The sequence below is a fragment of the Chryseobacterium cucumeris genome, from assembly GCF_001593385.1.
GTDB classification, from domain to species: domain Bacteria; phylum Bacteroidota; class Bacteroidia; order Flavobacteriales; family Weeksellaceae; genus Chryseobacterium; species Chryseobacterium cucumeris.
Map to the genome: position 1 here is coordinate 75,230 of NZ_LUVZ01000004.1, position 24,098 is coordinate 99,327.

The 24,098-nt window shown below is 34.9% G+C and carries 23 protein-coding genes; 13 read left to right on the forward strand and 10 right to left on the reverse strand.

All coding sequences use genetic code 11. From position 1 onward, the window contains the following. Positions 1-76 precede the first annotated feature (76 nt). Genes A1704_RS08010 through ribA form a run of 6 tightly spaced genes read left to right on the forward strand, consistent with a single transcriptional unit; the run spans position 77 to position 4,431 of the window. Complete coding sequence (locus A1704_RS08010) at positions 77-922, forward strand: DUF4292 domain-containing protein (RefSeq protein ID WP_062672264.1); 846 nt, start codon at positions 77-79, stop codon at positions 920-922. After that, positions 919-2,481 carry a peptidoglycan DD-metalloendopeptidase family protein gene (locus A1704_RS08015; protein ID WP_062672266.1) on the forward strand — a complete coding sequence of 521 codons (1,563 nt, stop codon included), beginning with the start codon at positions 919-921 and terminating at the stop codon, positions 2,479-2,481. The genes A1704_RS08010 and A1704_RS08015 overlap by 4 nt, the downstream gene beginning before the upstream one ends. A 31-nt stretch (positions 2,482-2,512) precedes the next feature. Beyond that, positions 2,513-2,731 carry a twin-arginine translocase TatA/TatE family subunit gene (locus A1704_RS08020; RefSeq protein WP_062672268.1) on the forward strand — a complete coding sequence of 73 codons (219 nt, stop codon included), beginning with the start codon at positions 2,513-2,515 and terminating at the stop codon, positions 2,729-2,731. A gap of 15 nt (positions 2,732-2,746) precedes the next feature. Further along, complete coding sequence (locus A1704_RS08025; protein ID WP_062672269.1) at positions 2,747-3,361, forward strand: DUF4254 domain-containing protein; 615 nt, start codon at positions 2,747-2,749, stop codon at positions 3,359-3,361. Further along, the gene (locus A1704_RS08030) at positions 3,358-3,816 is read left to right on the forward strand and encodes a hypothetical protein (protein WP_062672271.1); all 459 of its coding nucleotides are present in this window, start codon (positions 3,358-3,360) and stop codon (positions 3,814-3,816) included. Before A1704_RS08025 ends, A1704_RS08030 begins: the two co-directional genes overlap by 4 nt. Before the next feature lie 18 nt (positions 3,817-3,834). Beyond that, complete coding sequence (ribA, locus tag A1704_RS08035; protein WP_062672273.1) at positions 3,835-4,431, forward strand: GTP cyclohydrolase II; 597 nt, start codon at positions 3,835-3,837, stop codon at positions 4,429-4,431. Positions 4,432-4,667: 236 nt separating this feature from the next. Here the strand turns inward: ribA and A1704_RS08040 are convergent, their stop codons facing one another. Further along, positions 4,668-5,216 (reverse strand): hypothetical protein, encoded by a 549-nt coding sequence (locus A1704_RS08040; protein ID WP_062672275.1) that lies wholly within the window; start codon positions 5,214-5,216, stop codon positions 4,668-4,670. Positions 5,217-5,332: 116 nt separating this feature from the next. Between A1704_RS08040 and A1704_RS08045 the strand changes: the two genes are divergently transcribed. From A1704_RS08045 to A1704_RS08065, 5 genes are all read left to right on the forward strand, one after another. Next, positions 5,333-7,036 carry a glycoside hydrolase family 3 protein gene (locus tag A1704_RS08045; RefSeq protein ID WP_062672277.1) on the forward strand — a complete coding sequence of 568 codons (1,704 nt, stop codon included), beginning with the start codon at positions 5,333-5,335 and terminating at the stop codon, positions 7,034-7,036. A gap of 26 nt (positions 7,037-7,062) precedes the next feature. After that, positions 7,063-8,211, forward strand: a complete 1,149-nt coding sequence (bshA, locus tag A1704_RS08050; RefSeq protein ID WP_034695707.1) for an N-acetyl-alpha-D-glucosaminyl L-malate synthase BshA — start codon at positions 7,063-7,065, stop codon at positions 8,209-8,211. A gap of 27 nt (positions 8,212-8,238) precedes the next feature. Then, complete coding sequence (locus A1704_RS08055) at positions 8,239-9,495, forward strand: DUF2851 family protein (protein WP_062672279.1); 1,257 nt, start codon at positions 8,239-8,241, stop codon at positions 9,493-9,495. A 92-nt stretch (positions 9,496-9,587) separates the two neighbouring features. Then, on the forward strand, positions 9,588-9,809 hold the full coding sequence (locus A1704_RS08060) for a PspC family transcriptional regulator (protein WP_034695702.1): 222 nt from the start codon (positions 9,588-9,590) through the stop codon (positions 9,807-9,809). Between the two features lie 3 nt (positions 9,810-9,812). After that, on the forward strand, positions 9,813-10,325 hold the full coding sequence (locus tag A1704_RS08065) for a GNAT family N-acetyltransferase (protein ID WP_062672283.1): 513 nt from the start codon (positions 9,813-9,815) through the stop codon (positions 10,323-10,325). Between the two features lie 53 nt (positions 10,326-10,378). Here the strand turns inward: A1704_RS08065 and A1704_RS08070 are convergent, their stop codons facing one another. From A1704_RS08070 to A1704_RS08085, 4 genes are all read right to left on the reverse strand, one after another. Then, positions 10,379-11,113, reverse strand: coding sequence for an SIMPL domain-containing protein (locus tag A1704_RS08070; RefSeq protein ID WP_062672285.1), 735 nt, complete (start codon positions 11,111-11,113; stop codon positions 10,379-10,381). A gap of 79 nt (positions 11,114-11,192) precedes the next feature. Beyond that, on the reverse strand, positions 11,193-12,005 hold the full coding sequence (locus A1704_RS08075) for a carboxypeptidase regulatory-like domain-containing protein (RefSeq protein WP_238590589.1): 813 nt from the start codon (positions 12,003-12,005) through the stop codon (positions 11,193-11,195). A 3-nt stretch (positions 12,006-12,008) separates the two neighbouring features. Then, positions 12,009-12,839 (reverse strand): hypothetical protein, encoded by an 831-nt coding sequence (locus A1704_RS08080; RefSeq protein WP_062672287.1) that lies wholly within the window; start codon positions 12,837-12,839, stop codon positions 12,009-12,011. A gap of 1 nt (position 12,840) precedes the next feature. Continuing rightward, a complete protein-coding gene (locus A1704_RS08085) occupies positions 12,841-13,587 on the reverse strand; it encodes a hypothetical protein (protein WP_062672288.1) in 747 nt (248 codons plus the stop codon). A 182-nt stretch (positions 13,588-13,769) separates the two neighbouring features. On the opposite strand from A1704_RS08085, the gene A1704_RS08090 reads away from it, so the two are divergent. Together A1704_RS08090 and A1704_RS08095 are read left to right on the forward strand one after the other, a co-directional pair. Further along, positions 13,770-16,910, forward strand: coding sequence for a UvrD-helicase domain-containing protein (locus A1704_RS08090; RefSeq protein WP_062672290.1), 3,141 nt, complete (start codon positions 13,770-13,772; stop codon positions 16,908-16,910). A 131-nt stretch (positions 16,911-17,041) separates the two neighbouring features. Beyond that, positions 17,042-17,266, forward strand: coding sequence for a hypothetical protein (locus A1704_RS08095; RefSeq protein ID WP_131797488.1), 225 nt, complete (start codon positions 17,042-17,044; stop codon positions 17,264-17,266). Between the two features lie 71 nt (positions 17,267-17,337). On the opposite strand, the gene A1704_RS08100 is transcribed toward A1704_RS08095, so the two are convergent. The 5 genes from A1704_RS08100 to A1704_RS08120 all read right to left on the reverse strand — a co-directional run bounded on the left by A1704_RS08100 (position 17,338) and on the right by A1704_RS08120 (position 23,691). After that, a complete protein-coding gene (locus tag A1704_RS08100; RefSeq protein WP_002981834.1) occupies positions 17,338-17,847 on the reverse strand; it encodes a ferritin in 510 nt (169 codons plus the stop codon). A 127-nt stretch (positions 17,848-17,974) separates the two neighbouring features. Further along, entirely contained in the window at positions 17,975-18,424 is a 450-nt protein-coding gene (locus A1704_RS08105) for a hypothetical protein (RefSeq protein ID WP_062672294.1), read from the reverse strand. A gap of 187 nt (positions 18,425-18,611) precedes the next feature. Continuing rightward, positions 18,612-19,607, reverse strand: a complete 996-nt coding sequence (locus A1704_RS08110; protein ID WP_062672295.1) for a hypothetical protein — start codon at positions 19,605-19,607, stop codon at positions 18,612-18,614. Between the two features lie 139 nt (positions 19,608-19,746). Continuing rightward, entirely contained in the window at positions 19,747-22,398 is a 2,652-nt protein-coding gene (locus A1704_RS08115) for a 4-alpha-glucanotransferase (protein ID WP_062672297.1), read from the reverse strand. Positions 22,399-22,524: 126 nt separating this feature from the next. Continuing rightward, positions 22,525-23,691, reverse strand: a complete 1,167-nt coding sequence (locus A1704_RS08120; protein ID WP_062672299.1) for a T9SS type A sorting domain-containing protein — start codon at positions 23,689-23,691, stop codon at positions 22,525-22,527. Positions 23,692-24,098 lie beyond the last annotated feature (407 nt).

Sequence of the window (24,098 nt, forward strand, 5' to 3'; positions counted from 1 at the left end):
CATCATCAAGCCACACAAAACATTTTGTGTGGTTTGGCGTTAATATTGCAACGTATTTTTAATTAAAGATAAATACATGAAAAATTGGATCCCTTTTCTTTTATTCCTTCTTACCTTATCATCCTGTAAGACCCGTAATGCTGCTCAAAGCGATACTGATCATACAAGGGACAGCATCAATACTACAAAAGATAATGGAGATCCAAAAGACGTAAATGAACCGGTAAGCGACAAATTTACTTTCTATGAACATGTATTAATTCCACCAAAATTCGAGCAGATCAAAATAGACAGTAAAATAAAGGTAGAAACAGGAAGCTATGTCCCTACCCTCGATGCAACCATCTATATTGAAAATGATAAAAAGGTATGGATGAATCTCAGAGCCTTGTTCATTAATGCAGCCAGAGGTATTGCAACTCCGGAAGGGATAAAAGGACAGGACAAGATCAATAAAACCTTTATAGATTCTGATTTTGATTATCTTAATAATCTGCTGAATGTTAACTTCATTGATTATAAATCTCTGGAAAAAATCTTAATGGGAAGAACTTTTGTAAAAATAAATGACAAACAGTTTACGCTGACCCAAAATGCACAAGGATTCAAAATGGTTTCTAACGTCAATCAGAAAATTGTGACGGATGAAAAAAACAGAGAATATAAAATAGCCCTTCAGTACGATACCAATTATGATTTATTGAATGTCAATTTAAAAGATATTCTGTCTTCGGACGAGCTCGATATTTCTTACAGCGACTGGAATGAATACGAAGGCGTCCGTCTTCCGAAAAATGTTAAAATAATTATAAAAGGCTCAAAATCTAGTCAGATTTTAATGGAAAATACGAAATTTGACTTTTCGAGGATGGAAACACCTTATTCTGTACCATCCAGTTATAAGAAAATTGAGATTAAATGATTAAAAAATTTAGCTTTTTAATAGGTGTTTTGATGTTCGGACTGCACCAGGGACAGCAGACCAAAGAACAGCTGCAAAAGCAGAATGCCGAACTTAAAAAACAAATTGCACAAATAAATACCGATTTAGCCAAAACCAGAAGTGAATCTAAACTTTCCGTAGCCTACCTTTCCAATGTCAACCAAAAATTGGTTTTAAGAGAAAAGGTTTATAACAACACGCAGAAAGAAAAAAGGTTTATTGAAGATGACATCTATTTACGTCAGCTGGAAATTAACCGTCAGAATAAAGAACTGGCTGTTTTAAGAAAAAACTATGCTGAAGTTTTGGTGAATGCTTATAAAAACAAAGGTGTACAGAACAAAGTAACGTTTATACTTTCTGCTAGAAATTTAGGAGAAGCCATACGAAGAGTTCAATATCTGAAACAATACTCAGACTATCAGGATAAAAAAGCAGCTGAAATTACAGATGCCGCTAATCTCATCAAAAAAACCATCGCTCAGAAACAAAACTCTGTAAAAGCGAAGGAAAATCTATTGATAAACCAACAAAAAGACCTGGCAACAATCAATGCTGAAAGAGCTCAAAAAGAACAATTAGTAGCCGAATTCAAGAAAAATGAATCCAAATTAACAGCTGAACTGAAGCAAAAACAAGTTCAGTCTAAAGCATTGGAAGGACAGATCAGAGCTATTATTGCAGAAGAGATCAGAATTGCCAAAGCGGAAGAAGAAGCCAGGAAAAAAGCGGAAGCCGAAAAAATACGTTTAGCAAAACTAGCTGCTGAAAGAGAAAAAGCAAGAATCGAAGCCGAAGCTAAAGCAAGAGCTGAAGCCCTTGAAAGAGAAAGAAGACTGGCAGAAGCAGAAGCTAAGAGAGCCGCAGAACTTGCAGCAAAAAGAGCTGAAGAAGAGAGGAAACGTAATGAAGAAGCAGCAAAGGCAGAAGCCAATGCAAGAGATGAAGCCAGAAGAGTAGCTGCTAAAAAGGCCTCTGATGAAGCCAATGCAAGAGCTAAAGAAGCAGCTGATAAATTGACCGCAGCAAGAGCAGCAGAAGCAGCTCTTACGAAAAGAAAAGAAGAAGAGAAAAAAGCAGCTGAGACTAAAGCTATGACAAGCTACGGAGTTTCCACCGCTACTGGGAACAGTTTTGCAGATAGCAGAGGAAGACTTGGTTATCCTGCAGACAGAGCCGGACAAATTACCCACCGTTTCGGAAGACAGCCACACCCGGTTTTCAAAAATATTACTGAAGAAAATAATGGGATTAAAATTTCCGTTCCTTCAGGTACACGTGCAAAATCAGTGTTCCCGGGATCGGTATCTTCGGTTCTTGCCAATAATGACGGAACAAAGACTGTAATCATTAAACACGGCAGTTATTTTACCATTTATTCCAACTTAGGAAATGTAAGTGTTTCCAAAGGACAGCAGGTTTCCTCAGGAACTCCGGTAGGTACAATAGCTCAGGATTTTGATGGTGCTTATACCCTTGATTTCCAAGTATGGAACGGAAGTACACCAGTTGATCCATTAGGTTGGATTTCATATTAAAAAAAGTGTAACTTTGCAAAAATTTTAAGAGATGAATACACTAACAATACTTGCCTTATCTTGGCAGCACATCCTTATCGTAGCAATACTTTTGGTATTACTTTTTGGAGGAAAGAAAATCCCGGAATTAATGAGAGGAGTAGGTTCTGGGATCAAGGAATTTAAAGATGCAGTGAAAGAAGAAGACAAGCCAGGTGCTGAAAATAAATCTTCTTCAAACAACAACAATAATAATTCTTCAAGCAACTAAAATTCCTTAGAATTAATGAAATTTACTGAGACTGCATGGAAAGTCTTCAATCAAGCTATTGAAGACTATCACGTGTCTGATGACGTTAACACTCTAATTAATAACCCGTTCGAAAAAGATAGTTTGGAACGGATTTTGTATGCAAAGAACTGGATTGATACCGTTCAATGGCATTTGGAAGATATAATTAGAGATGAAAATATTGATCCGGCAGAAGCTCTTCAACTGAAGAGAACAATAGACGCCTCCAATCAGAAAAGAACTGATCTGGTAGAATATATTGACGGCTGGTTTCTTAATAAGTTTGAAAATATAACTCCTAAACCTGAAGCAAAAATAAATACGGAAACTCCCGCTTGGGCAGTAGACAGACTATCAATTCTTGCATTAAAGGTTTATCATATGTCGTTAGAAGCTAATAGAGAATCCGCTTCTGAGGAACACAGAAATAACTGCCAGGCTAAACTGGACGTTCTGCTTACTCAGAAAGAAGACCTATCAACTTCTATAGATCAGTTGCTTACTGATATTGAAAACGGTGACGTTAAGATGAAAGTGTACAAACAAATGAAAATGTACAACGATGAAAGTCTTAACCCAATCCTTTATCAAAAAGGGCAACAAAAATGAAACGACTATTTTTCTTTGGAGTACTTATCATATTAACATCTTCCTGCGCATCGGAGAAGCTTAATCTTTCTCCGTTGTCAAATAATTTTTACAGTGATGCTAAAGGGTCTGATTCAGACAGAAGCTCAAAGAAGAATTTTAATATCAATATCAAACAGAATGTCAATGCTTCTGAAATTTCAAACATGATCTCTACTTTTCCCAAGTTTAAAAACAACGGATTAAATGATGAGATTACCAGCTTGAAATATAGTCTTCAGAATTATTTATACGCTATTGATGCCAGCAATTCTGCAGGAAAGAGCAGGGCCCTTAAAAGCTTCGAAAAATCATACAAAAAAATTCAAAAGCTAAGGCAAAATCTTGACAGAGACGACGATGAAGTGCTTAACAGATATCTGGTTCGTTTAAAAACCAACATTTCTGTTATTGAAGATACTTTGCCAGGAAGTTAAAAACTAATTGAACTATCAATGATTAAAATTCAGGCGGAAGCCAATGTTCCCACAGAGCACGGCACTTTCCGAATGATAGCTTTCTCCGAAAACGAAAACGACTGGATGCCTCATATGGCCATTGTTGCTGAAAATACAGATTTTTCAAAACCGGTCAATGTTCGTTTCCACTCAGAATGTATTACCGGAGAAGTTTTCCATTCAAAAAAATGTGAATGCGGCCAACAATTGGATGCTGCAATGAAATATATCCATGAAAACGGTGGAATTATCGTTTACCTTCGTCAGGAAGGAAGAAACATCGGGATCATCAACAAGCTTAAGGCTTACTCACTACAGGAAAAAGGATTAGACACCGTACAGGCCAATCTGGAGTTGGGACTTCCTGCAGATGACAGAAACTTTGGTGTAGCCATTGAAATTCTGAATCTATTGGATGTAAAAGATATCAATCTTCTGACCAATAATCCTGAAAAGGTAAAGTATGTGGTAGACAGCAATATTCACCTTAATTCAAGAGTACCGCTACAGATTCCTGCCAATGAAATAAGCAAAGGATACCTGCAAACAAAAAAAGATTTCTTTGGACATCTTCTGGATGACAATGATAATTAGATAAAATAATAAAAGCCTCGGAAATTTCTGAGGCTTTTTATTAACATTTTCCGGCTCATACAAGCCCAAAATTACCTTCTGAATATCTGGCGGAAAGATTATATTAAGTAAAAAAAACTCTCATTAAAAGCTTAATTGGTCAATATCTTCCTTACCTATAATAATAAATCAAAAGCCCCGGAAGATATTCTTCCGGGACTTTTTTAATTATAAAAAACTGAAAAGATATTTCTAAATTATTTAGTCTTAATTTTAGACTCGTCGATATTATAATATTTGATTACACTCTTATAATCATTATAATCTACAGCAGTACCTTTAGCCATTTTTGCACCACCAGTTCCTGTTCCGTTTGCAGGAAGAATAAGAACTCTGAATTTTTTATTCTGATAGTATGATGGATTAGCTGTTAAGCTAAACGTATTGCTAGAATTAATATTTATAGTAGCAGCATACTTACTGAATTCATAAATATAATCTACAGCGTCATTATTGGCATTCCCTACATAATAAGTATATGGTAAAAGTTTCCATACAGGAGAATCTCCATCCATTCCAATCTGCATATAGATAAGTACCATATCGGATTGTATTAATGGCTTATTAAAATCATCACTCCATCTGTAAAGATTATCGTTAACTCTTGTAAAAGTAGGAGATATATCAAATGATTGGTTTATGGTATCATAATCTGTTCCTTGTACTACAGTATCATCACTATTATCACAGCTATACGCAGTAAAACCTACAACTCCTAGGAATAAGAAAAGAAGTATTTTTTTCATTTTTAGTAAAGTTTAGTTATTATTTATATTGCGTATTCAAATCATATACCAAAAATCTCAAAAACTTTGTTTTCCTCACTTTTTTAATTGTATTTTTGTTCTTATTCAAAAAAGTTATGAAGAAATTATTGTATACTTCACTCTTTATTGCCGCATTGATAAGCCCTAAAGTGAAAGCTCAGTATCAGCCAAAAAATGCTTCCAAGGAAGATGTAAAAAAAGCACAGCAATGGGTTGATAAAACATATAAAAATCTTTCTCAGGATGAAAAACTAGGACAGCTTTTTATTGTGGCATTGTATACCAACAGAGGGGAAGAGTATATCAGCCAGGTAAGAAATATTGTTACGAATGATAAAATAGGCGGTCTGATCTTAATGCAGGATGATGCCACAAGAGAAATCAATCTCGTCAATGAATTTCAGCAAAAGTCTAAAGTTCCTTTGATGATTGGTATGGATGCTGAATGGGGAATCTACCAGAGAATTGCTACCGCTCACAAATTTCCATGGGCCATGACATTAGGCGCTATTCAGGATAAAAATCTGGTGTATCAGATGGCGGCTAAAATTGCAGAAGATTGCCACAGAATGGGTATCAACTGGGATTTTGCACCTGTGGTAGATGTCAATACCAATCCTAATAATCCGATTATAGGGAACAGAAGCTTTGGCTCTGAAGTGAATAATGTAATCAGCTCTGCCCTATCCTATTCCAACGGTCTTCAGGATCATAATATCTTAGCTGCAATTAAACACTTCCCGGGACATGGAGATACCAGCACAGACTCCCACCTTGATCTGCCTGTAGTTTCTCACACTACTGAAAGGCTTGACGCCGTGGAATTGGCACCTTTCAAAGCATTGATGAATAAAGGAATCGGCGGCGTAATGGTGGCTCATTTATATGTTCCAAGCTTAGAATCAGGAAAAGGAATTCCTGCTTCTGTTTCTAAAAATATTATTACGGGATTATTGAAAGAAAAGCTGGGTTATAAAGGTTTAATCATTACTGATGCCTTAAACATGGCCGCTGTAGCTAATAAATACCAACCGGGCGAACTGGATGCTATGGCCTTTAAAGCAGGAAATGACATTATGCTTTTCTCACAAGGTGTTTCTGAAGGTAAAAAACTGATCCAGAAAGCTATTGATAAAGGAGAAATTTCACAATCCAGAGTAGAGGAAAGTGTGAAAAAAATCCTTTTAACCAAATATTTCCTCGGTCTTACACAATATACTCCTAAAAACCCTGAAAATATCAATAAGGATTTAAATAATGATTCTCATATCCAATTGGTACAGAATCTTTACTCCAATGCATTGACTTTACTAAAGGATGAAAAGAAATTACTGCCTCTCACGGGAAAACAGACTTATTATGTTCCTCTTGAAGAAGGTCCTTATCAGACTTTTGCCAACAGATTGGGTAACAATGTTATCATTAAAAAAGCAGGAGAAATTAATACAATTCCAGCTGGTTCTACAGTTATCGTAGGTTTCCATAAGGATAATTCAACAGCTTATAAGCCATATAAAATCTCAGCAGAATCTAAAAAAGTACTTTCTGATCTTACCAAAAATCAAAATGTTATATTGAATGTTTTCGGAAGTGCTTATGCATTAAAAGATATTGACATCTCAAAAGTTTCAACCGTTCTTGTTTCTTATGAAAACAATGATGATTCTATGAATGCAACTGCGGATGCTCTTAATGGAAAAACAAAAATATGGGGAAAACTTCCCGTACTGGTTAATGATCAGTTGAAGCCAGGAATGGGTATAGATCTTAATGTGACAACCTCAACAAAAACCAAATAATACAAAATTAAAACAACAATAATCTAATGAAAATAGGCATACTTTGCTATCCCACCTATGGAGGAAGCGGAATTGTAGCAACAGAATTAGGAATGTCTTTGGCCAACAAAGGCTATGAAGTACATTTCATCAGTTCTGCACTTCCTGCAAGATTAGATATCACCAACCCGAATATTTTCTTTCACAGGGTAAATGTTCAGACGTATCCCCTTTTCCAGTATCAGCCTTATGATATTGCGTTAAGCTCTATGATTTATAGGGTTGTCAATCTTTACAAACTGGATCTTCTTCATGCACATTATGCCATTCCTTATGCATATGCTGCTTTTACGGCAAAACAAATGCTCAAGGAAGACAATAATGATATTCCGTTGGTCACTACATTACACGGTACAGATATTACCCTTGTAGGGCAGCACCCAAGTTATAAACACGCAGTAGAATTTTCGATCAATCAGTCTGATGCTATTACTTCAGTTTCTGAAAGTCTGAAAAAAGATACCCTTCAGTTTTTCAATATCAAAAAAGAGATTCAGGTGATTACCAATTTTATTGATAATTCCGAATTTGATGACTGCTCTGAGTGCCAGAGAACCCAGTTTGCCAATCCGGATGAAAAAATCCTGATCCACGTGTCCAACCTTCGTCCTGTAAAACGTGTAGACGAAGTGTTGCAGATCTTTAAGAATGTGGAAAGAAAAGTGAAATCCAAGCTGATTATCATTGGTGAAGGCCCCGATATGGAAAAAGTAAATCAGTTTCTGGAAGAAAATCCCGATCTTATTTCCAAAATCCGCCTTTTAGGAAAGGTAAACGATCTATATAAAATCTTACAGCTTTCGGATGTATTTCTTCTGCCTTCCGAGCAGGAAAGTTTCGGTCTTGCAGCATTGGAAGCCATGGCAGCATATACTCCAGTTATAAGTTCCAATGCAGGTGGAATTCCTGAGGTGAATATTCAGGGGGAAACCGGATATCTTGCTGAAATCGGAAATGTAGAAGCTATGAGCAACTACACGATCAAGCTGTTGAGCAATGATGAACTTTTAGCCAAAATGAAGCAAAATGCGAAAGATCAGGCAATAAAATTCGATTTGAAAAACATTCTTCCTATCTATGAGAAAATGTATAGAACAACCATAGAAAATTTTAATAAGGAGCTGACGAAAGTATAATATTTCTATTATATTTACGTCACACTTATGACGGAAAAATTACTTCAATATCTTTGGAACTATAAGGTTTTCAAAAATTTTAACTTCAAGGATATTGAAGGAAATTCCGTTGAGATCATCCATTTCGGAAAATGGAATAAAAATGCTGGCCCTGATTTTCTTGATGCTAAAATCAAAATTAACGGCTTACTTCTCGCAGGAAATATAGAACTGCATGTACGCTCTTCAGACTGGATTTTCCACAATCATTCCCAGGATCCCAATTACCGGAATATTATTCTTCATGTGGTATTCCAGCACGACATAGAAATTCGTGAACTTACAGAAAAGCAAGTTCCAACATTGGAATTGCATAGTTACATTGATGAAAATATCATCTCGAAATATGAAAAACTGGTTGATGGAGAGGAATTTATTGCCTGTGAAAAAATTTTTGATCCGAAAAAATTACCTGTCAATTTTCATGAAGAAAGCATCCTGAAAAAACTGGATGAGAAATCTTCAGAGCTTGAACAGAGCTTACATCAATATAAAAATAATTTTGAAGCCGTTTTATTTCACAGTTTTGCCTACTCATTCGGTTTAAAAGTAAATGCTTCTATTTTCCGGCAGATTGCGGAAAGTATAGATTACAGTATTATCAATAAAATACGTCAGAATCCTCTGCAGCTTGAAGCCTTGTTATTTGGAATTTCGGGATGGCTTGAGAAACCACAGGACGGACAAATGAAAATATGGAAAAGAGAATTCGATTTTATTAAGGCAAAATTTTCAATTTCTGATTTAAAATTTCATCCCAAGTTTTTAAGACTGAGACCACCGAATTTTCCAACAATCCGGTTATCACAATTGGCTGACCTGTACAGGCAGCAGAATTTATTTTCAAAAATCATGGAAGCAAGAAGCGCAGAACAGCTGTACACTATTTTCAGCTCCGTAAAAGCTTCTGAATATTGGGATTTTCATTTTAATTTCGGAAGTATTTCTAAAGTACAGCCTAAAACATTGAGTAAAGATTTTGTAGATCTTCTCATTGTAAACACAATAATTCCTTTACAATATGCTTATTACAGATATCATCAGGAAGATATTGCAGACGAAATCATTGAGCTTTATAAGACAATTGATGGTGAGAAAAATACCCTCATTAATGGCTGGAAAAAACTTGGATTACAGGTCACCAACACTCTGGAAAGTCAAAGTCTTATTTATCATCATAAAACCTTTTGTGAACCAAAAAACTGTTTATCCTGCGCTATCGGATTCAAACTTTTAAAAGAATAACAGGATCTGAACCGGATATATCATTAAAAAACTTTGTAAAAAAAATTCCTTAACTTTGAGTATTAGATTAACTCTTAAATAACAATCTGGAAATGCTGAGTAATATCCGTCATAAAATGGAAAGAGAATGGTTTGGTGTACTGACAAGAACAGGTGCCAAGCTGGGAATTCCTGTTTCTAAATTGAGAATTTTCTTCATCTACTCTACTTTTGCAACCGCTGGGTTTTTCTTTCTGATCTATTTAGGATTAGCATTTACCCTCTGGATTAAAGATATTTTCATCACCAGAAGACCTAGTGTCTTTGATTTATAAATTATGGAATTTTTACCGATTACTTCTTCAGAAGATCCTAGAGTTCAGGAAATCTATACTTCTTACTCGACGACTTTTCCTGTAGACGAACAAAGAGATAAAGATCAGTTTGATAGCTTATTCTCAAATCCTTATGTAGAATTTATGTCTGTTATCCACGAATCGGAAGCTATCGGCTACCTCATCCTGTGGAAGCTGAGTTCTTTTGTTTTTGTAGAGCATTTTGAAGTGTTTGAAGCATTCAGAAGTAAAAAATTAGGTTCTCATATCATGAATCATTTATCGGACAATTATCCGCAGATTATCCTCGAAATTGAGCCTGCAGAGTTGAGTGAAGATGCTTCAAGACGTTATTCTTTTTATCAGAGAAATAATTTCAGCCTGATTGATACCACTCATGTACAGCCTAGCTATGGCGAAGGAAAAAAATCCTTGAATTTATGGCTGCTTGCTAACTACACTCCTGAAAATGTGGAGGAAGCTAAAAAAGAAATTCATAAAATTATTTATGCTTAAAATATAAAACGCCGGAAAGCTATTCCGGCGTTTTTCTTTTACTGAAATTTATGTTAATTTACTTCATACTCCAGTTTGATGGTAATACTGGCTTCTTTTTCTTTGGATGAAGTATTGAAAGTTCCACCGTAAGAGTAATCTTCATTGGAATTGGGTGCCGTAATCTGAATTACACCCATGGTTGCCTTTTTCAGATTTCCCAGACTGCTTCCCGAGTTTTCCGCAATTTTTTCAGCACGTTCTTTTGCGTCTTTTGTAGCACTGGCAATCATTTCCTGTTTCACTGTAGCCAGTTTGGTGTAGAAATAAGCTGGTGAAGAAGAAGTGAATTCAATTCCTCGGTTGATAATTTCGGTAATATTTCTGGACAGGTTTTCTATTTTTCCCACTTCTTTACTTTCAATAGAAACCTTTTGGGTAAGATTATATCCGGAGAATTCTCCCTGAACATAGTTTCCGTTTGAATCATTATAACTTCTGAACTGTTTTTGAATATCTACCGAAGAAAATACGATCTCCTTCTGTTGTATTCCCTTTGAAAGCAGATAGTCATTAATTACTTTTCTGTCTGTTGCCAGCTCATCATAGGCAGATTTGAGATCCACATTATTTTTGGAAAAGCTTCCGGACCAGGTGATCAGATCCGATGTAAACTGTTTGGTTCCTAATCCTGTCACGGAAATGGTGTTTTCAGATTTATTTCTGTTTTTAATAGCATTTCCTAAAAACCCGAGACCAATGACAAATCCTAGTGCTGCAATAGCTACTGCAAAAATGTTTTTATTCATAAAATTTAAGAATTTGGATTGTTATTTCATACTGTATCAATTTCTATTCCAATATTTTAAGAATTTATTAACATTCAAATTACTTTTGATTTTGCTGCAACCTCTCTATAAAAAGTGGAGCTGTCTCTTCCAACCTCAGCATAACGCCGGAAAGATTTCTTGCTTTTACATAGGTTCGTACCTGAGGTTTTGCTAAAAATGAAAATTGAATAAATTCAGAGATTCTGTCACCAGGAATTCCTGCTTTGATAAAATATTCATCCTCTATTCTGTCCCGAACCCAGGCAATATGTTCCTGAAGATCGTCATATCTGTATTGTCTCTTCTGCCTTCGGGCTTTCCCGCTGATCAGATCATACACTCCCTGAACATTAAGGTTTCCTAAAAGTATCGGTAAAAGAACACTTTTCACTTCTGCCGGCTTCTCCCTCATTTTCCCTACCGGCTGCGGAAGGCCAACGGCATCTCTTACCTGCTCTCCTTTATCTACTTTGGCTACTATCCGGGAATCTGTTTCCAGATCTCCGGTGAGCTTTTTCACAATTTTAACTTCACCCACATCTCTCGGAATCTGACGAAGTGTGATAAACAGAGGTAAGTTATTACCATTGGTCAGAACTCTTCCGGAGACTCTATTGAAATCTTCTTTTACAAATCTTAACTCATCGTTATGATTGGCTTCAATAGAAAATATACCATCAGAATCGGAATATACTTTCTTATCAGTAGACATATTAATCACGATCACTTTACTCAAATTTTCGCCATTGTCATCCACTATTCGCCCCGTTACTTTCTGTTGAGACCAAACAAAAGTACTGCAAAGAAGCAGCAGGAAAAGAAAAGTATTTCTTTGCTTTGATATTTCAATATTTTCAGTGATATAAGCCAACTTTTAATGTATATATTGTTCTTGAGTTCCTTCTAATTTATGGGTTTTACTATATTCTGCGAAGGCAACTTTAAGTTCATATTCAACGACATTTATACTAAAATCTTTTCGATATCTTTTTGCCAATAAACGCGTTTTATCAGCATACAGAAGAAATGCATCAATCTGTTCTTCATCCATTCCGTACTTTTTCAGGAAATTCAGGTTCACTTCATTTTTTACTCTCCTCAGGAAATCCTGAGTTTCAATGTAATTCGCTTTGGTAATTTTAGGTTGTGTTGCCTTCTTTACCAAACCTGATACAGCATTAAAAACGCCAAACAGATTTACCTGGCCCACATTAAAATCATGACCTGTAAAAGTTTTTGATATAGCATTATTGGGTAAGGGTTGATTCAATGGACTTTTCATATAATCATCCATATCTGATTTTAAGGCCTTAAGTTTTCTGGATTCATTATAGTGCTGATTATCTTTTGCCAGATTTCCGGTAGGCTTGTACTTAATTTTAACCTCGGGAATTTGAATTTCTATTTTCTTCAGAATAATATTGAACGGAGTATTGATCTCTTCTTTGGTCATTTTTTTATCAACACGATAATATCCTTCTTTTACAAATCTGATCTCATCATTTTCTTTGGCTTCAATTTCAAAATTCCCGGACATATCACTTAATGAGCTTTTATTCCCGGAGATATTCACAACGAGTACAGGTACTAAGTCCAGTTCATCTCCTGTTATTACCTTTCCTGATATTTTTTGTTGTCCCCACAATTTCGGGGTGATACAAAAAAGCACAAACAATAGAAATCTTTTGATATATCTTATTTCCATATTATCTTTGAGTTTGTGGAGCACGATAGGATGAAATTCTTGTCAGAACAAAACGCTGAAACCTGTTCAGATCTGCATCGCTACAGAACCCATATTTCAGGATCTTTTTCCTTTCAAAACCGCCTGCAAAAACATAATAAATAAAATGTTCTATCAGAGGTTTCTCAATTTTAAGATTGGTAAAATAATCATCACCAAGGCTTGCTCTGATATATTTCATTAAGTCTACATCATCCCATTTATTTTTAACTTTTCCTATAGAAAACCCTTCCCCTTTCGGCTGCACAAATTCTCCAGGTCTCGCCGCCAATATTCTTGGATCTGATTTCTGAGAAATATACCGATCCATTTCTTTGAGCAGTTTTTCAACCTTTTGAGGTTTATTATAAAGTTTCGAATCAATTTTAAGGTTTCCGGTAAGCCCTTGTTTTATTTCCACTTCAGGAATCTGGATGGTTTGGCGTACAAGCCTTATATTCATAGGAGACTCTGTATTTTCCTGAGAAACTATTTTTGTAAGACGTTCATAACCCGCTTTTATAAAACGTAATTCATCTCCCTGTCTTCCGGAAATCATAAAATGACCATCCCGGTTTGAAACCACTATTTCGTCTGTTCTGATATTGACAACATTCACATCCTGCATTTCAGTACCGCTTTCGGAAATAATTTTACCAAATATATAACTTTGGGCATGGGTATGGATAAAAAGAATAAAGGATAAGAAAAAGAATAGTTTAAGTTTCACGGGCTATTTTTTATAAAGCAAAGCTAAAATTATTTTTAATTTATCCCATAAGTTTAACCACAGTTAACGCGTTTTAATATTTCTTTTTAATTTTTGCCATCTAAACTGTTAAATCAGCTGATTAAATTGTTAAAATTTCTTTTAAATTTTAGCTAACTTGCAGTCTCAATTCTCTTTCAACAATGCAAAATTCTTACACAGTCATCAATGCTTCTGCCGGATCCGGGAAAACCTATGCTCTGGTACAAAGGCTTCTGATGATCTGTCTCCGCTATCCTAATCAGCAGCAGTCGATCAGGAATATTCTCGCACTGACTTTCACCAACAAAGCAGCCAATGAGATGAAGGAAAGAATTTTATCGTGGCTGGGAAATTTCTCAGCGAAAGATTATGCTGAAAATACAGATCTGAACAATATCCAGAAAGCATTTGAAGAACAGGGTTTAAAAATTACCATTGATGAACTTCATCACCGTTCTAAAAAATTACTGGACTACGTTCTCCACAATTATTCCACACTTAATATCGGAACTATTGACCGTTTTAACTCAAGATTGGTAAGAAGTTTTTCTTATGAACTGGGATTGGCGAAAAATTTTAATCTTGAAATTGAAGCTGAGCCGTTTCTGATAGAAGCCGTTGATAAAATGCTGGATCAGATTGGTGAGAATGAAAACATCTCCAATTCTTTCATGGATTATGTAGATTACAGTCTCGAAAATAATGAAAGGATTAACCTTAATAAAAACCTTTATGATTCTGCGAAGGAATTTGTAAAGGATATTCACTACGAGCATCTGAAAAGCAATAAAAGTTTTGACGATGCCAATTATGAAAATATAAAGAATACACTTCGTAAAGAGATTGTTCTCAACAAAAAACAGTCTGCAGAACTCGCTGCCGGTTCTATTGAATTATTCAAATCAAGAAATATTGATATTGAAGATTTTGCTCAGGGTAAAAACGGAATTGGGGGCTTCTTTACTAAGGTTATAGATTTTTATCAGCAGAAAAGAGCCGGATTTCCTTTTCCTACTACGCAGGAGGAATCTGTTATCAATAATTACAGAAAAGGAGCGTCTTCAAAATCGAAACATAAAGAAGCCGAAATTTTCGAAATCCTGGATCAGCTTCTCGACAACAGAATGAAACTGATTCTTCTGTATATTGAGACTCAAAAGAAAGAGAAAGTTTTATCTGCTCTTCTTCCTTTAAAGGTCAATAAGGATATTCAGGATGAGCTACAAAAAATTGAGGAAGAAAATGATCTTGTTCTGCTTTCTAAATTTAATATTCTGATCAATGAAAATCTTAAAAATGAACCTTCGGCTTTTATTTATGAAAAAGTAGGTTCACAGTTTCAGCATTATTTCTTTGATGAGTTTCAGGATACATCAGAACTGCAGTGGCAGAATTTTGTACCACTGAGAGATCATAGTGTTTCTACAGAATACACTTCATTTACATTGGTGGGTGATCCCAAACAGAGTATTTACCGATTCCGTGGTGGAGAAAGTAAACTGATGCTGGACATTATCAACAAAAAGGAGTTTTCACCTAAGGAAGCAGATCTTCTGGTATTAAAAGATAACTGGAGAAGTGCCAGAAACATTGTACAATTCAACAATGAGTTGTACCGTTTTCATTCTGAAGGACTACTTGAAGAGCATAAAAATATTTTTGGGGAAGATGCTGAGCAAAATCCAAAATCCAAAATGGATGGACGCGTAAGGGTAAATCTAATTGAAAATCTTACGAATGAAGAATTCTACACAGATACTTCGGAAAGAATGCAGAAAGATATTCAGGAATGTCTGGATAATGGTTTTAAGTTTTCTGATATTACGATTCTTTGCCGTGGAAATTTTGATATTTTCAGTTATTCTCAAAAGCTGGGAAGCTTAAAAGTTAAGTATAAAGGAGAAGAAACCAATATTAAAACGATTTCTGATAAAGGGCTTACGCTGGAACTTTCCAATACCTTAAAAGCGGTTATTGAATTTCTTCGCTGGGAGCTCAATCCAAAGAATAAACATTGTCTGATTATGATGATGTACCACCTGAATACATTGGGCAAGATTAATATGCCGGATTTCACTTTAGGAATGAAAGAAATTCTGGATATCGAAGGCCATGAAGAAATTCTGCAGTTTATTCAGCAAAAATATTCGCTACAGCTTAAACAGGATAATTTCCCAAGATTCAATCTTTATAATTTCATCGAATATTACATCAATGAATTTTCTGTTGAAAATAAAGAAACAGACTTTTTACTGAATTTCCTGGAAATGCTTTTCAACTTTACACAGAATGCAGGTGCAAGTACCAAAGAATTTCTGAAATATTGGGACGAAGAGGCTTCTTCATACACTATTCAGGCTTCAGAAAATATTGATGCTGTCCAGATCATGACGATCCACAAGTCTAAAGGGCTGGAATTTCCCATTGTTTTTATCCCTATGATGAACAAAAACCGGGACAGTGAATTTACCAACTGGTTTGATACCAATGAGAATGAAGCATTAAAATCAGTCAACATTAATCAGTTCAGCAAAAACCTGGAAGCTTATGATGACGAAATTCTGTTCTTCAACACTAAAAACTCTTATAAAAACCTGATTGACAGATTATGTCTTCAATATGTTGCGACGACAAGACCTGTTGAACAATTATTTTTTTATCTTCAAAAAGCCAATAAAACTTCTAATAATCTGGAGCTTTTGGAATTCCTTCAAACCAAAAATCCCGAGCAGGCTGATGAGTTTGACGTGTATGCAGTAAATCCTGAGATGCTGAAGAAATATTCAAAAGAGAAAAGTTCTTCTTTTAAAACCCAGAATATTGAGAATCTGAAGAACGTTAATGAAAAAAGTACTTCTATCAAGATTGCAACACCTTCAAAAAACTATCAGGTACGAAATGAAAAGGTAAGAATCGGGCTTTTTGTGCATGAACTTTTATCGAAAATCAATACGGAAAATGATATCGCAAAGGTATTGGATGGTTATGCTTTAGAAGGACAGATTACCCTGGAGGAGAAAAATGAAATACAGGTTACACTGCAGGAAATTGTCAGAACTTATGCAGAATTCTTTGATGAAAAATGGGAAGTAATCAATGAAAAAGATATCATGATTTCTGAAAGAGGAGAAAGCCATATATTCAGGCCAGACCGCATTCTAAAAGGCGAAGAAGGATATATCATTGTTGATTTCAAAACCGGTGAACAAAAAGCAAAGGATGAAGCACAGGTAGAAGGGTATAAAAATATTCTTGAGCGTCTGGGTAAAAAAGTGCTTAAAACACAGATTATCTATCTATAATTTAAACATTCCCAAAAGGTTAATATTATAATTCTTGTAAAAACCCTTCAAAATAGAAAAGGTTTTATTATTTTTATTCAGTACGAATAAAATATAACCTTTGATTATATTTTGATTAGAACTAACCAGCCATGAGAATATATTTAACTTCCTTTGTAATAAGTCTGATTATGATGTTGTTTTCTACAATGGTCATTTATCATATTATGGATTACTCAGATTCATCTGCTACAGAAGATAACCGTCATTATATGTCTACTGAAAACATTGCCAATTCATTGTTTCTGAGCTTTGTATTGGGAGCAGTCGTTTTTATTTCTGCAGTGAGAATACAAAGACCTGCGTATAAGAAATAACGATATAATCCTACAATAAAAAACCGCTATTCCTGAGGATAACGGTTTTATATTTTGAAGAATTTTGAATTTTAAGCAGTTGTATCAGGAGTAAATACTCTTTGAGACAATTCCTGATCAAAAAGGTATAATGCAGATGGATTATCACATACCATTTTGATTTTTGTTACATATTGAGAAGCACTTGCTTCTTCTTCTACCTGTTCGTTGATAAACCACTGCAGGAATGATGTTGTTGCAAAATCTCCCTCTTCATTTGCATTTTTTACAATATTGAAAATACTTTTAGTTACGATTTTCTCATGTGCTAATGCTTTTTCAAAAATATCTGTTGCATTTTCGAACTCGTGGGGTGGTTTTGGAATTTCCCCGATGATAATTTCGCCTCCTACATCATTCAAATAATCAAACATTTTATCTGCATGCATCAATTCTTCTTTGCTCTGTACTCTGAAATAGTTGGCAATTCCATCCAGGTCTTTTCCAGAAAACCATGCAGACATTGAAAGATAATATTGAGCAGCGTATTGTTCGTGGGCAATTTGTTCGTTAATTAATTTTGCAATTTTTTCGCTAACCATAAGTATTAAATTTATAGTCAAAAATAGGGAATAAAAGCCCGAAATCAAAAGTTTTAAAGAAAATTAATACAAAAAGGATGGAACAATATCCATCCTTAACACATTAAAAAACTAAAATTACAAGCTGTTATTTTACTTCAGCAGTTCCTGTATTCATCGGCTTTTTCATCATTCTTCTTTCTTTCATTGCCATTTTCATTTTTTCTGCTTTAGCTTTTCTGTCAGCCTGCCATTTATCATATTGATCAGGAGTAAGGATGTTTTTCATATCAGTATCCATTTGTGCCCTTTTGGCATGCATTTCCTGCATCTTAGCTTGTCTGTCTACTCTATTTTTGTCAAATTCCGCCTTCATTTCAGCTTTTCTTTTATCCTGAAGAGCCTTTATCTGTGCTACCTGAGATGGATTAAGATTAAGGTCTTTCTGCATCTGGTCTAGACGTTCCTGTTGTTTCTGTTCCATTTTCTGCTTCATTTCAACGGCTCTTGCCTGTCTGTCTTGTGGAGTTGTAGTTTGTTGTGCCATTGCAAAACCTCCTATTCCGATAAATGCTATTGCTAAAACTAATTTTTTCATCTTTTTAAAATTTAATTAATTGTTATTTTGTTATTATATCTTTTTGATTATGAACTAAAACATAAGTTAAATTGAGAAATTCATAAATAATGTTAAATTTTAATAAAAATAAATTAACAAAACATCAAAAAAAAGGACAGATTATAAAAACCTGCCCTTCACACCACTTAAATATAATATATGAAAATTAATTCCTTACTAAACTGCCTCTAAAACCGCCACCGCCATTACCACGGTTCTCTTGTCTTGGTGCAGAATTTTCAGATTTTTGTCTGAAACCTCCATTATTTCCTCTGAATCCGCCATTATCTTCTCTTTTAGGAGCTTCTCTTCTTACTTCACTGTTCCCTCTGAAACCGCCTCCATTATTATTTCTGAAGCCTCCGTTATCGGCATTTCCTCTGTTTCCTCCATTATCAGAATTCCCTCTGAAACCGCCTTCGCTGTTGTTTCTGAAACCACCATTATTCTCATTTCTGAAACCAGAATTATTGTTATTTCCGTTATTTCCACGGAACCCTCCTGAGTTTCCATTGTTTCTTGTGTTTCTGAAACCATTATCTGGTCTGCTGTCTCTTCTGATAATATCAAAAGTAGGATTCTCCATTCTGCGGAATCTTGATCGGTCTACCCTGTAAATATTGATATTAATATTTCTATATCTTGGCATTACAGTATATCTCGGTACATAATAAGTTCTTCTGTAATTCTGGAAATAAACTATCGGGCTGGTTCCTCTGTAATAGTTATTCTGGAAAACCACAAATACTCTTGGTCCTAAAATTCTTTCCAGAGCATAAAATCTGTCATAGTACCATCTGTCCGGATTATATCTGTAGAAATTATTCCATGCTGTAAAGCTTGCATACAGATTATTCAATCTCATAATCTGATCTACCTGCCATCTGCTTAATCTGTTCTGTACGAAAAAGCCGTTCCAGTCGATATTAATAATACTTCCTCTGTAGTCGTTATAATAGCTTTGGTAATAATTGCTTGGATAATAGTCCTGTGGATAATTGTAATAATAATCGTCAGGGAAATAATTTCTATCATCTTGATCACTGTAATAACCTCCATCATTCTGATAATAACCATCATCATCCCAACCATTATTTGGATACTGCTGAGCTGACGTCAAAACGCCTAACCCAAAAGCTAATCCCAAAAATATTTTTTTCATCTCTATAGTCGTTAATTGGTTAATATATAGCAGAATATCTTAATTCTATCTTTTTGATACAAATAAAAAAAAGAAGTTAAATCATAAGATTAAACTTCTTTCAAAATATTTACAACTACCTGATAATCAATTGTTAAATTTACACTCTCCCACTATCTTTTACCCAGTGAGCAATTTTTTGATTGAAAGATTTTTTCTCTTTCAGATCTTCAAGTTTGATATGCATTCTGTAGCGCCAATAATGGGGGAAAACGGCAGGGTTGTTGATTCTTTCGTTATCCATTTTCTTATTGGTAAGTTCTGCATCTGTGGCCAGAAACTCCTGAATCGGGAAAATAGCCAGCATAGCCTCATTATATAAATGCTGCTTCATGATGATCTCTGCAAGATGAGGATTGAGATCTTCAGGAGCTTTTCCATACTGGATCAGCTGTTGATTGTAGTATTTCTGTGTCAATACAGGATCTTCTTTCCACCATTGTCTCAATGTTGAACTGTCGTGAGAAGAGGCTGTTACTACATTCATGTAATTCGCATTCTTAGGATTATAGAATGGAATATTTTCAGAAGGCATTCTTTGTACTTTAAGTGCTATAATAGCCAATTCATCCATCACAATGGGTACGCAGGCAGGAACCATTCCCAGGTCTTCACCGCAGATCAGCATTTTAGTAGCATTCAGGATAACCGGAAGTTTCTCCATGGCCTTTTCAAACCATAAGTAATCCTGTCTTCTGAAAAAGTAATCATGGTAGAGGTCATAAATACTCTTTTGTTCTGCTTCAGGAAGGTATTGATAAGATTCTGTATTGTAAACATTGAATCTCGGATGGTAAACTGTTTTCCCATTTCTTTCTTCTGTTAAAAACAAAACGTTGGCACAAAGGGAAACTAATTTTTCTTCAAGAGAACCATGTTGTTTTTTCTTAAAGAAGTTAACGAGTTTTCTTTGAGTATCGAACTCTTCTTTGAAAGTATAAGTACCATCTTCATTACGGTTCATAAACTCAAGAGCTTTTCCGCTTTCTTCCCCAAAATAATCCCATAAGATCTTATTGTTGATAAAAGGCTTACAATACCTGTTAAAATTGAACGGAATCTGCCAGGCTTTAAATTCATCCGCTACAATAGGAACAGCCGGATAAAAGTACCCTAAAATTCCCTGTACAGCAGAAACCGGCATTCTCCATATTCTGAAGAATCCTAAAATATGATCAATTCTCATGGCATCAAAGTACTGTTCCAGAGCTTTGAACCTGTTTTTCCACCATTTGTAATCGTCTGCTTTCATCGCTTCCCAGTTGTACGTTGGGAACTCCCAGTTTTGTCCTAATTCAGTAAACTGGTCAGGAGGTGCACCAGCCTGGAAATCCATACCGAATAATTCCGGTTCTGTCCAGGCTTCTACAGAATATCTGTAAATACCAATAGGAAGATCTCCCTTCAACGAAACTCCCAGGTTATGGGTATAATCAACAGCATCCTTCAGCTGTACATGCAATTGATATTGTACCCAGGCATGAAGCATTGAAGTATCATAATCTTTATTTTTCGTTGTAAAAAACTGTGAGATCTTTCCGGCAATGTATTTTTTGTGGGTCTTCCACTCGTTGAAATTAGGTGTTTTATACTTGTCCCTCAAAACACAGAATGCAGAATAAGGAACAAGCCAGTATTCATTATCCTTGATGAATTTTTTGAAATTTCTGTCCTTATAAATTTTGTCTTTTTCCTTGTGGAAAACAGCAGTAAGATATTTCCACTTGCCTTCTATCATCTTTTCATAATCGATCAGATCCAAAGAGTTTAATTTCTCTTTTTCAGACACATACTCATCAACTAATTCTTTCGGTAAAGAATAATCAAGATTTTCTAAAGAGATATACTGTGGATGCAAAGCATATACGGATACAGCTGCATAAGGATAAGAGTCCGTCCAGGAATAATTAGCAGTTGTATCATTGATCGGGAGAATCTGAATAATTCCAAGATTGGTTTCTTTCGTCCAATCTGCCAGTTTTTTAAGATCTGTAAATTCTCCTACTCCAAATCCGTCTTCGCTTCTCAAAGAAAATACAGGAATTGCTACACCGGCATCATGATACATCTGATATCCTTTAAACCTGAAATAATGGTTGGAAACAACCTGTAAAACGTCGGATAATTGGTTAGCTACCGTGAATCTGTTTTCTCCGGTTTCTACATCTATAACCCTATTTTCTTTAGTATCGTAAACACAATATTTAAATTGGATAAATTCATTCTCCGGAATTTCAACGGAGGCTTCCCACATTCCAAAATCTGTCTGATTAAGATGAATAACTTTCTCATAACTCCAGTTTCCTAAAGATGCCGTACTTCCGAAAAGAACAATTCTCCAATCCGGATTATAAATAGGAGCTTCTATTCTAAAGAGATGGGTATGTCTTTTTAAAACAGTAACTTTTTCAGGAATAAAGTCGTGTAGTTTATTATAAAGAATTTTATTATTTAAATAATTCTCAGGAAAGTTTTTGTTATTCCATTCATCAAAAATGATAAACTCTTTATAATTATGTGGAAAACTCAAATGATGCCCCACAAATTCTTCCCTTAATACATTTCCTTTTTCATTCACTACGCGGTAATGATAGGAAATGAATTTTGAAAAATAGTCTACTTCACATTTCCATAAACCATTCTCCGCGTAAAACATAGTATGGACATGTAAGGTATTCTCCTCTTCACCAAATACCAGCTGCAGGTTTTCTCCAGCATTTACAATATATCCTACATTAAAGTATAGTTTCATCTATATTTTTTTATAAAAGTACATTTTAATATCGAAAAATAAAACTTATTGGATATCAAATAATCATTAAAAAACCTTCTCAAAATAATTTGAAAAGGTCTTTATATGCTGACTAATAGCATCCTATTATCTTGTAACTAAAATCTTTTTATTGAATATAACTTTTCCTGATTCATCGACAATATTTACAATATAAGCTCCTGTCACAAATCCTTTAAGATATACTTTTTCATCTAATGAACCCTCTTTCACAGATAGGTTCTGAGTCATTACATTTTTACCTGCCATATCAAAAATATTCAGTTTAATAGAACCTTTTACATTATTATTAATATGCACATTGATATAGTGCTCATCAACCCTTGTTGGATAAATATCTAGATTTGTAGCCAAACTATTAACTGCTGCAGATTTATCATTAGCAAAATATTTGCTTGCTAAATCATAAATATGAAGTCCCTGTTCTCCCTGAAGCTGTTTAGCCTGCAAAGTTGCCAGATCGACCTCATATAAAGCACCTCCTTTTGCACTTGCTACGACTACTTTACCCTGAGCATTTACTGCAGAACCGTTTACCGAATAGTTATCAGGAATACCTGTAATTTTACCTATAAATTTAGCTTTTAAATCCTTTGTCACAACTTTAAAAACATTCCCTGAAGCAGCAAATACATAGAAATTATTATCTGCGTCTGCAATCATATCACCTCCAAAACCGGTTTCCATTGCAGTAAATGAGTTTCTGCCATTTGAGGCATCATCTTTTATGATTCCAAGATCATTTACAGTGTATTGTCCGGCTTCTTTTCTGATTTCTAAAAACTGTGTTCCTGCATTATTTACAGCATAAATGTTTCCGTTATATCCGGTTGCCATTCTGGTAATATGAGAATTAATATCACATGAGGATACTCTTGCTATATTATTTTCCACTAAAGTAATTTCCTTTGTCTTTGGATTTAAAATATAAATATTAGAAGAAAACATCGGCATGTATACCAGATTATTATTCGAAGAATCATACGCAAGAGCAGCTAATGTCACAGCTTGAGAATGACTGTAAGAATTTCTGTCTTCCGCGACAATACCTTTTTTTGCTTGGGAAAATACTTTTGATGAAGCTTCGGCAGTAAAAAACTTCTCTCCTGAAGTTCCATTAGTTCCATCAATGGCACGAAAATCATTGAATGTAATACTTTGCGTATCTTTTCCTGTAATCGCAAAGAAATCCTGCTGTGCTTGAGCATTCACACCGAATAACAGTAAAAACAGAGGGAATAAATGTTTTTTCATATTATATAATTTAATATTCGTAATCGTTTTTATCTTACTAAGTTACATAATTTTTGAATTAGAAAACTAAAAATCCCTGGTATTTGAATAAAATTTAAATAGTGACCCTAGAGAAATTCCAAATGATGAATAATTTGGAATTCGAAATACGAGGTTTTCAAATTCGAGCTAGAATGATAGGTTTTAAATCTGGGTTTCTTCTCATTATCTATTACTCATTACTTCTGTTTCTGTTTGGATTTGTGTTAGTTAATTTAGGTAGTATGTTGAGTGGGTTTAGTGTTGGTGTAGGTGTAGGTATATAACAAAAAAACCTTTATCGTAAAGATAAAGGTTTTTTAAAAATAAAATAAAAACTGGCGGCGGCCTACTCTCCCGCGTTAGCAGTACCATCGGCGCTGGTGGGC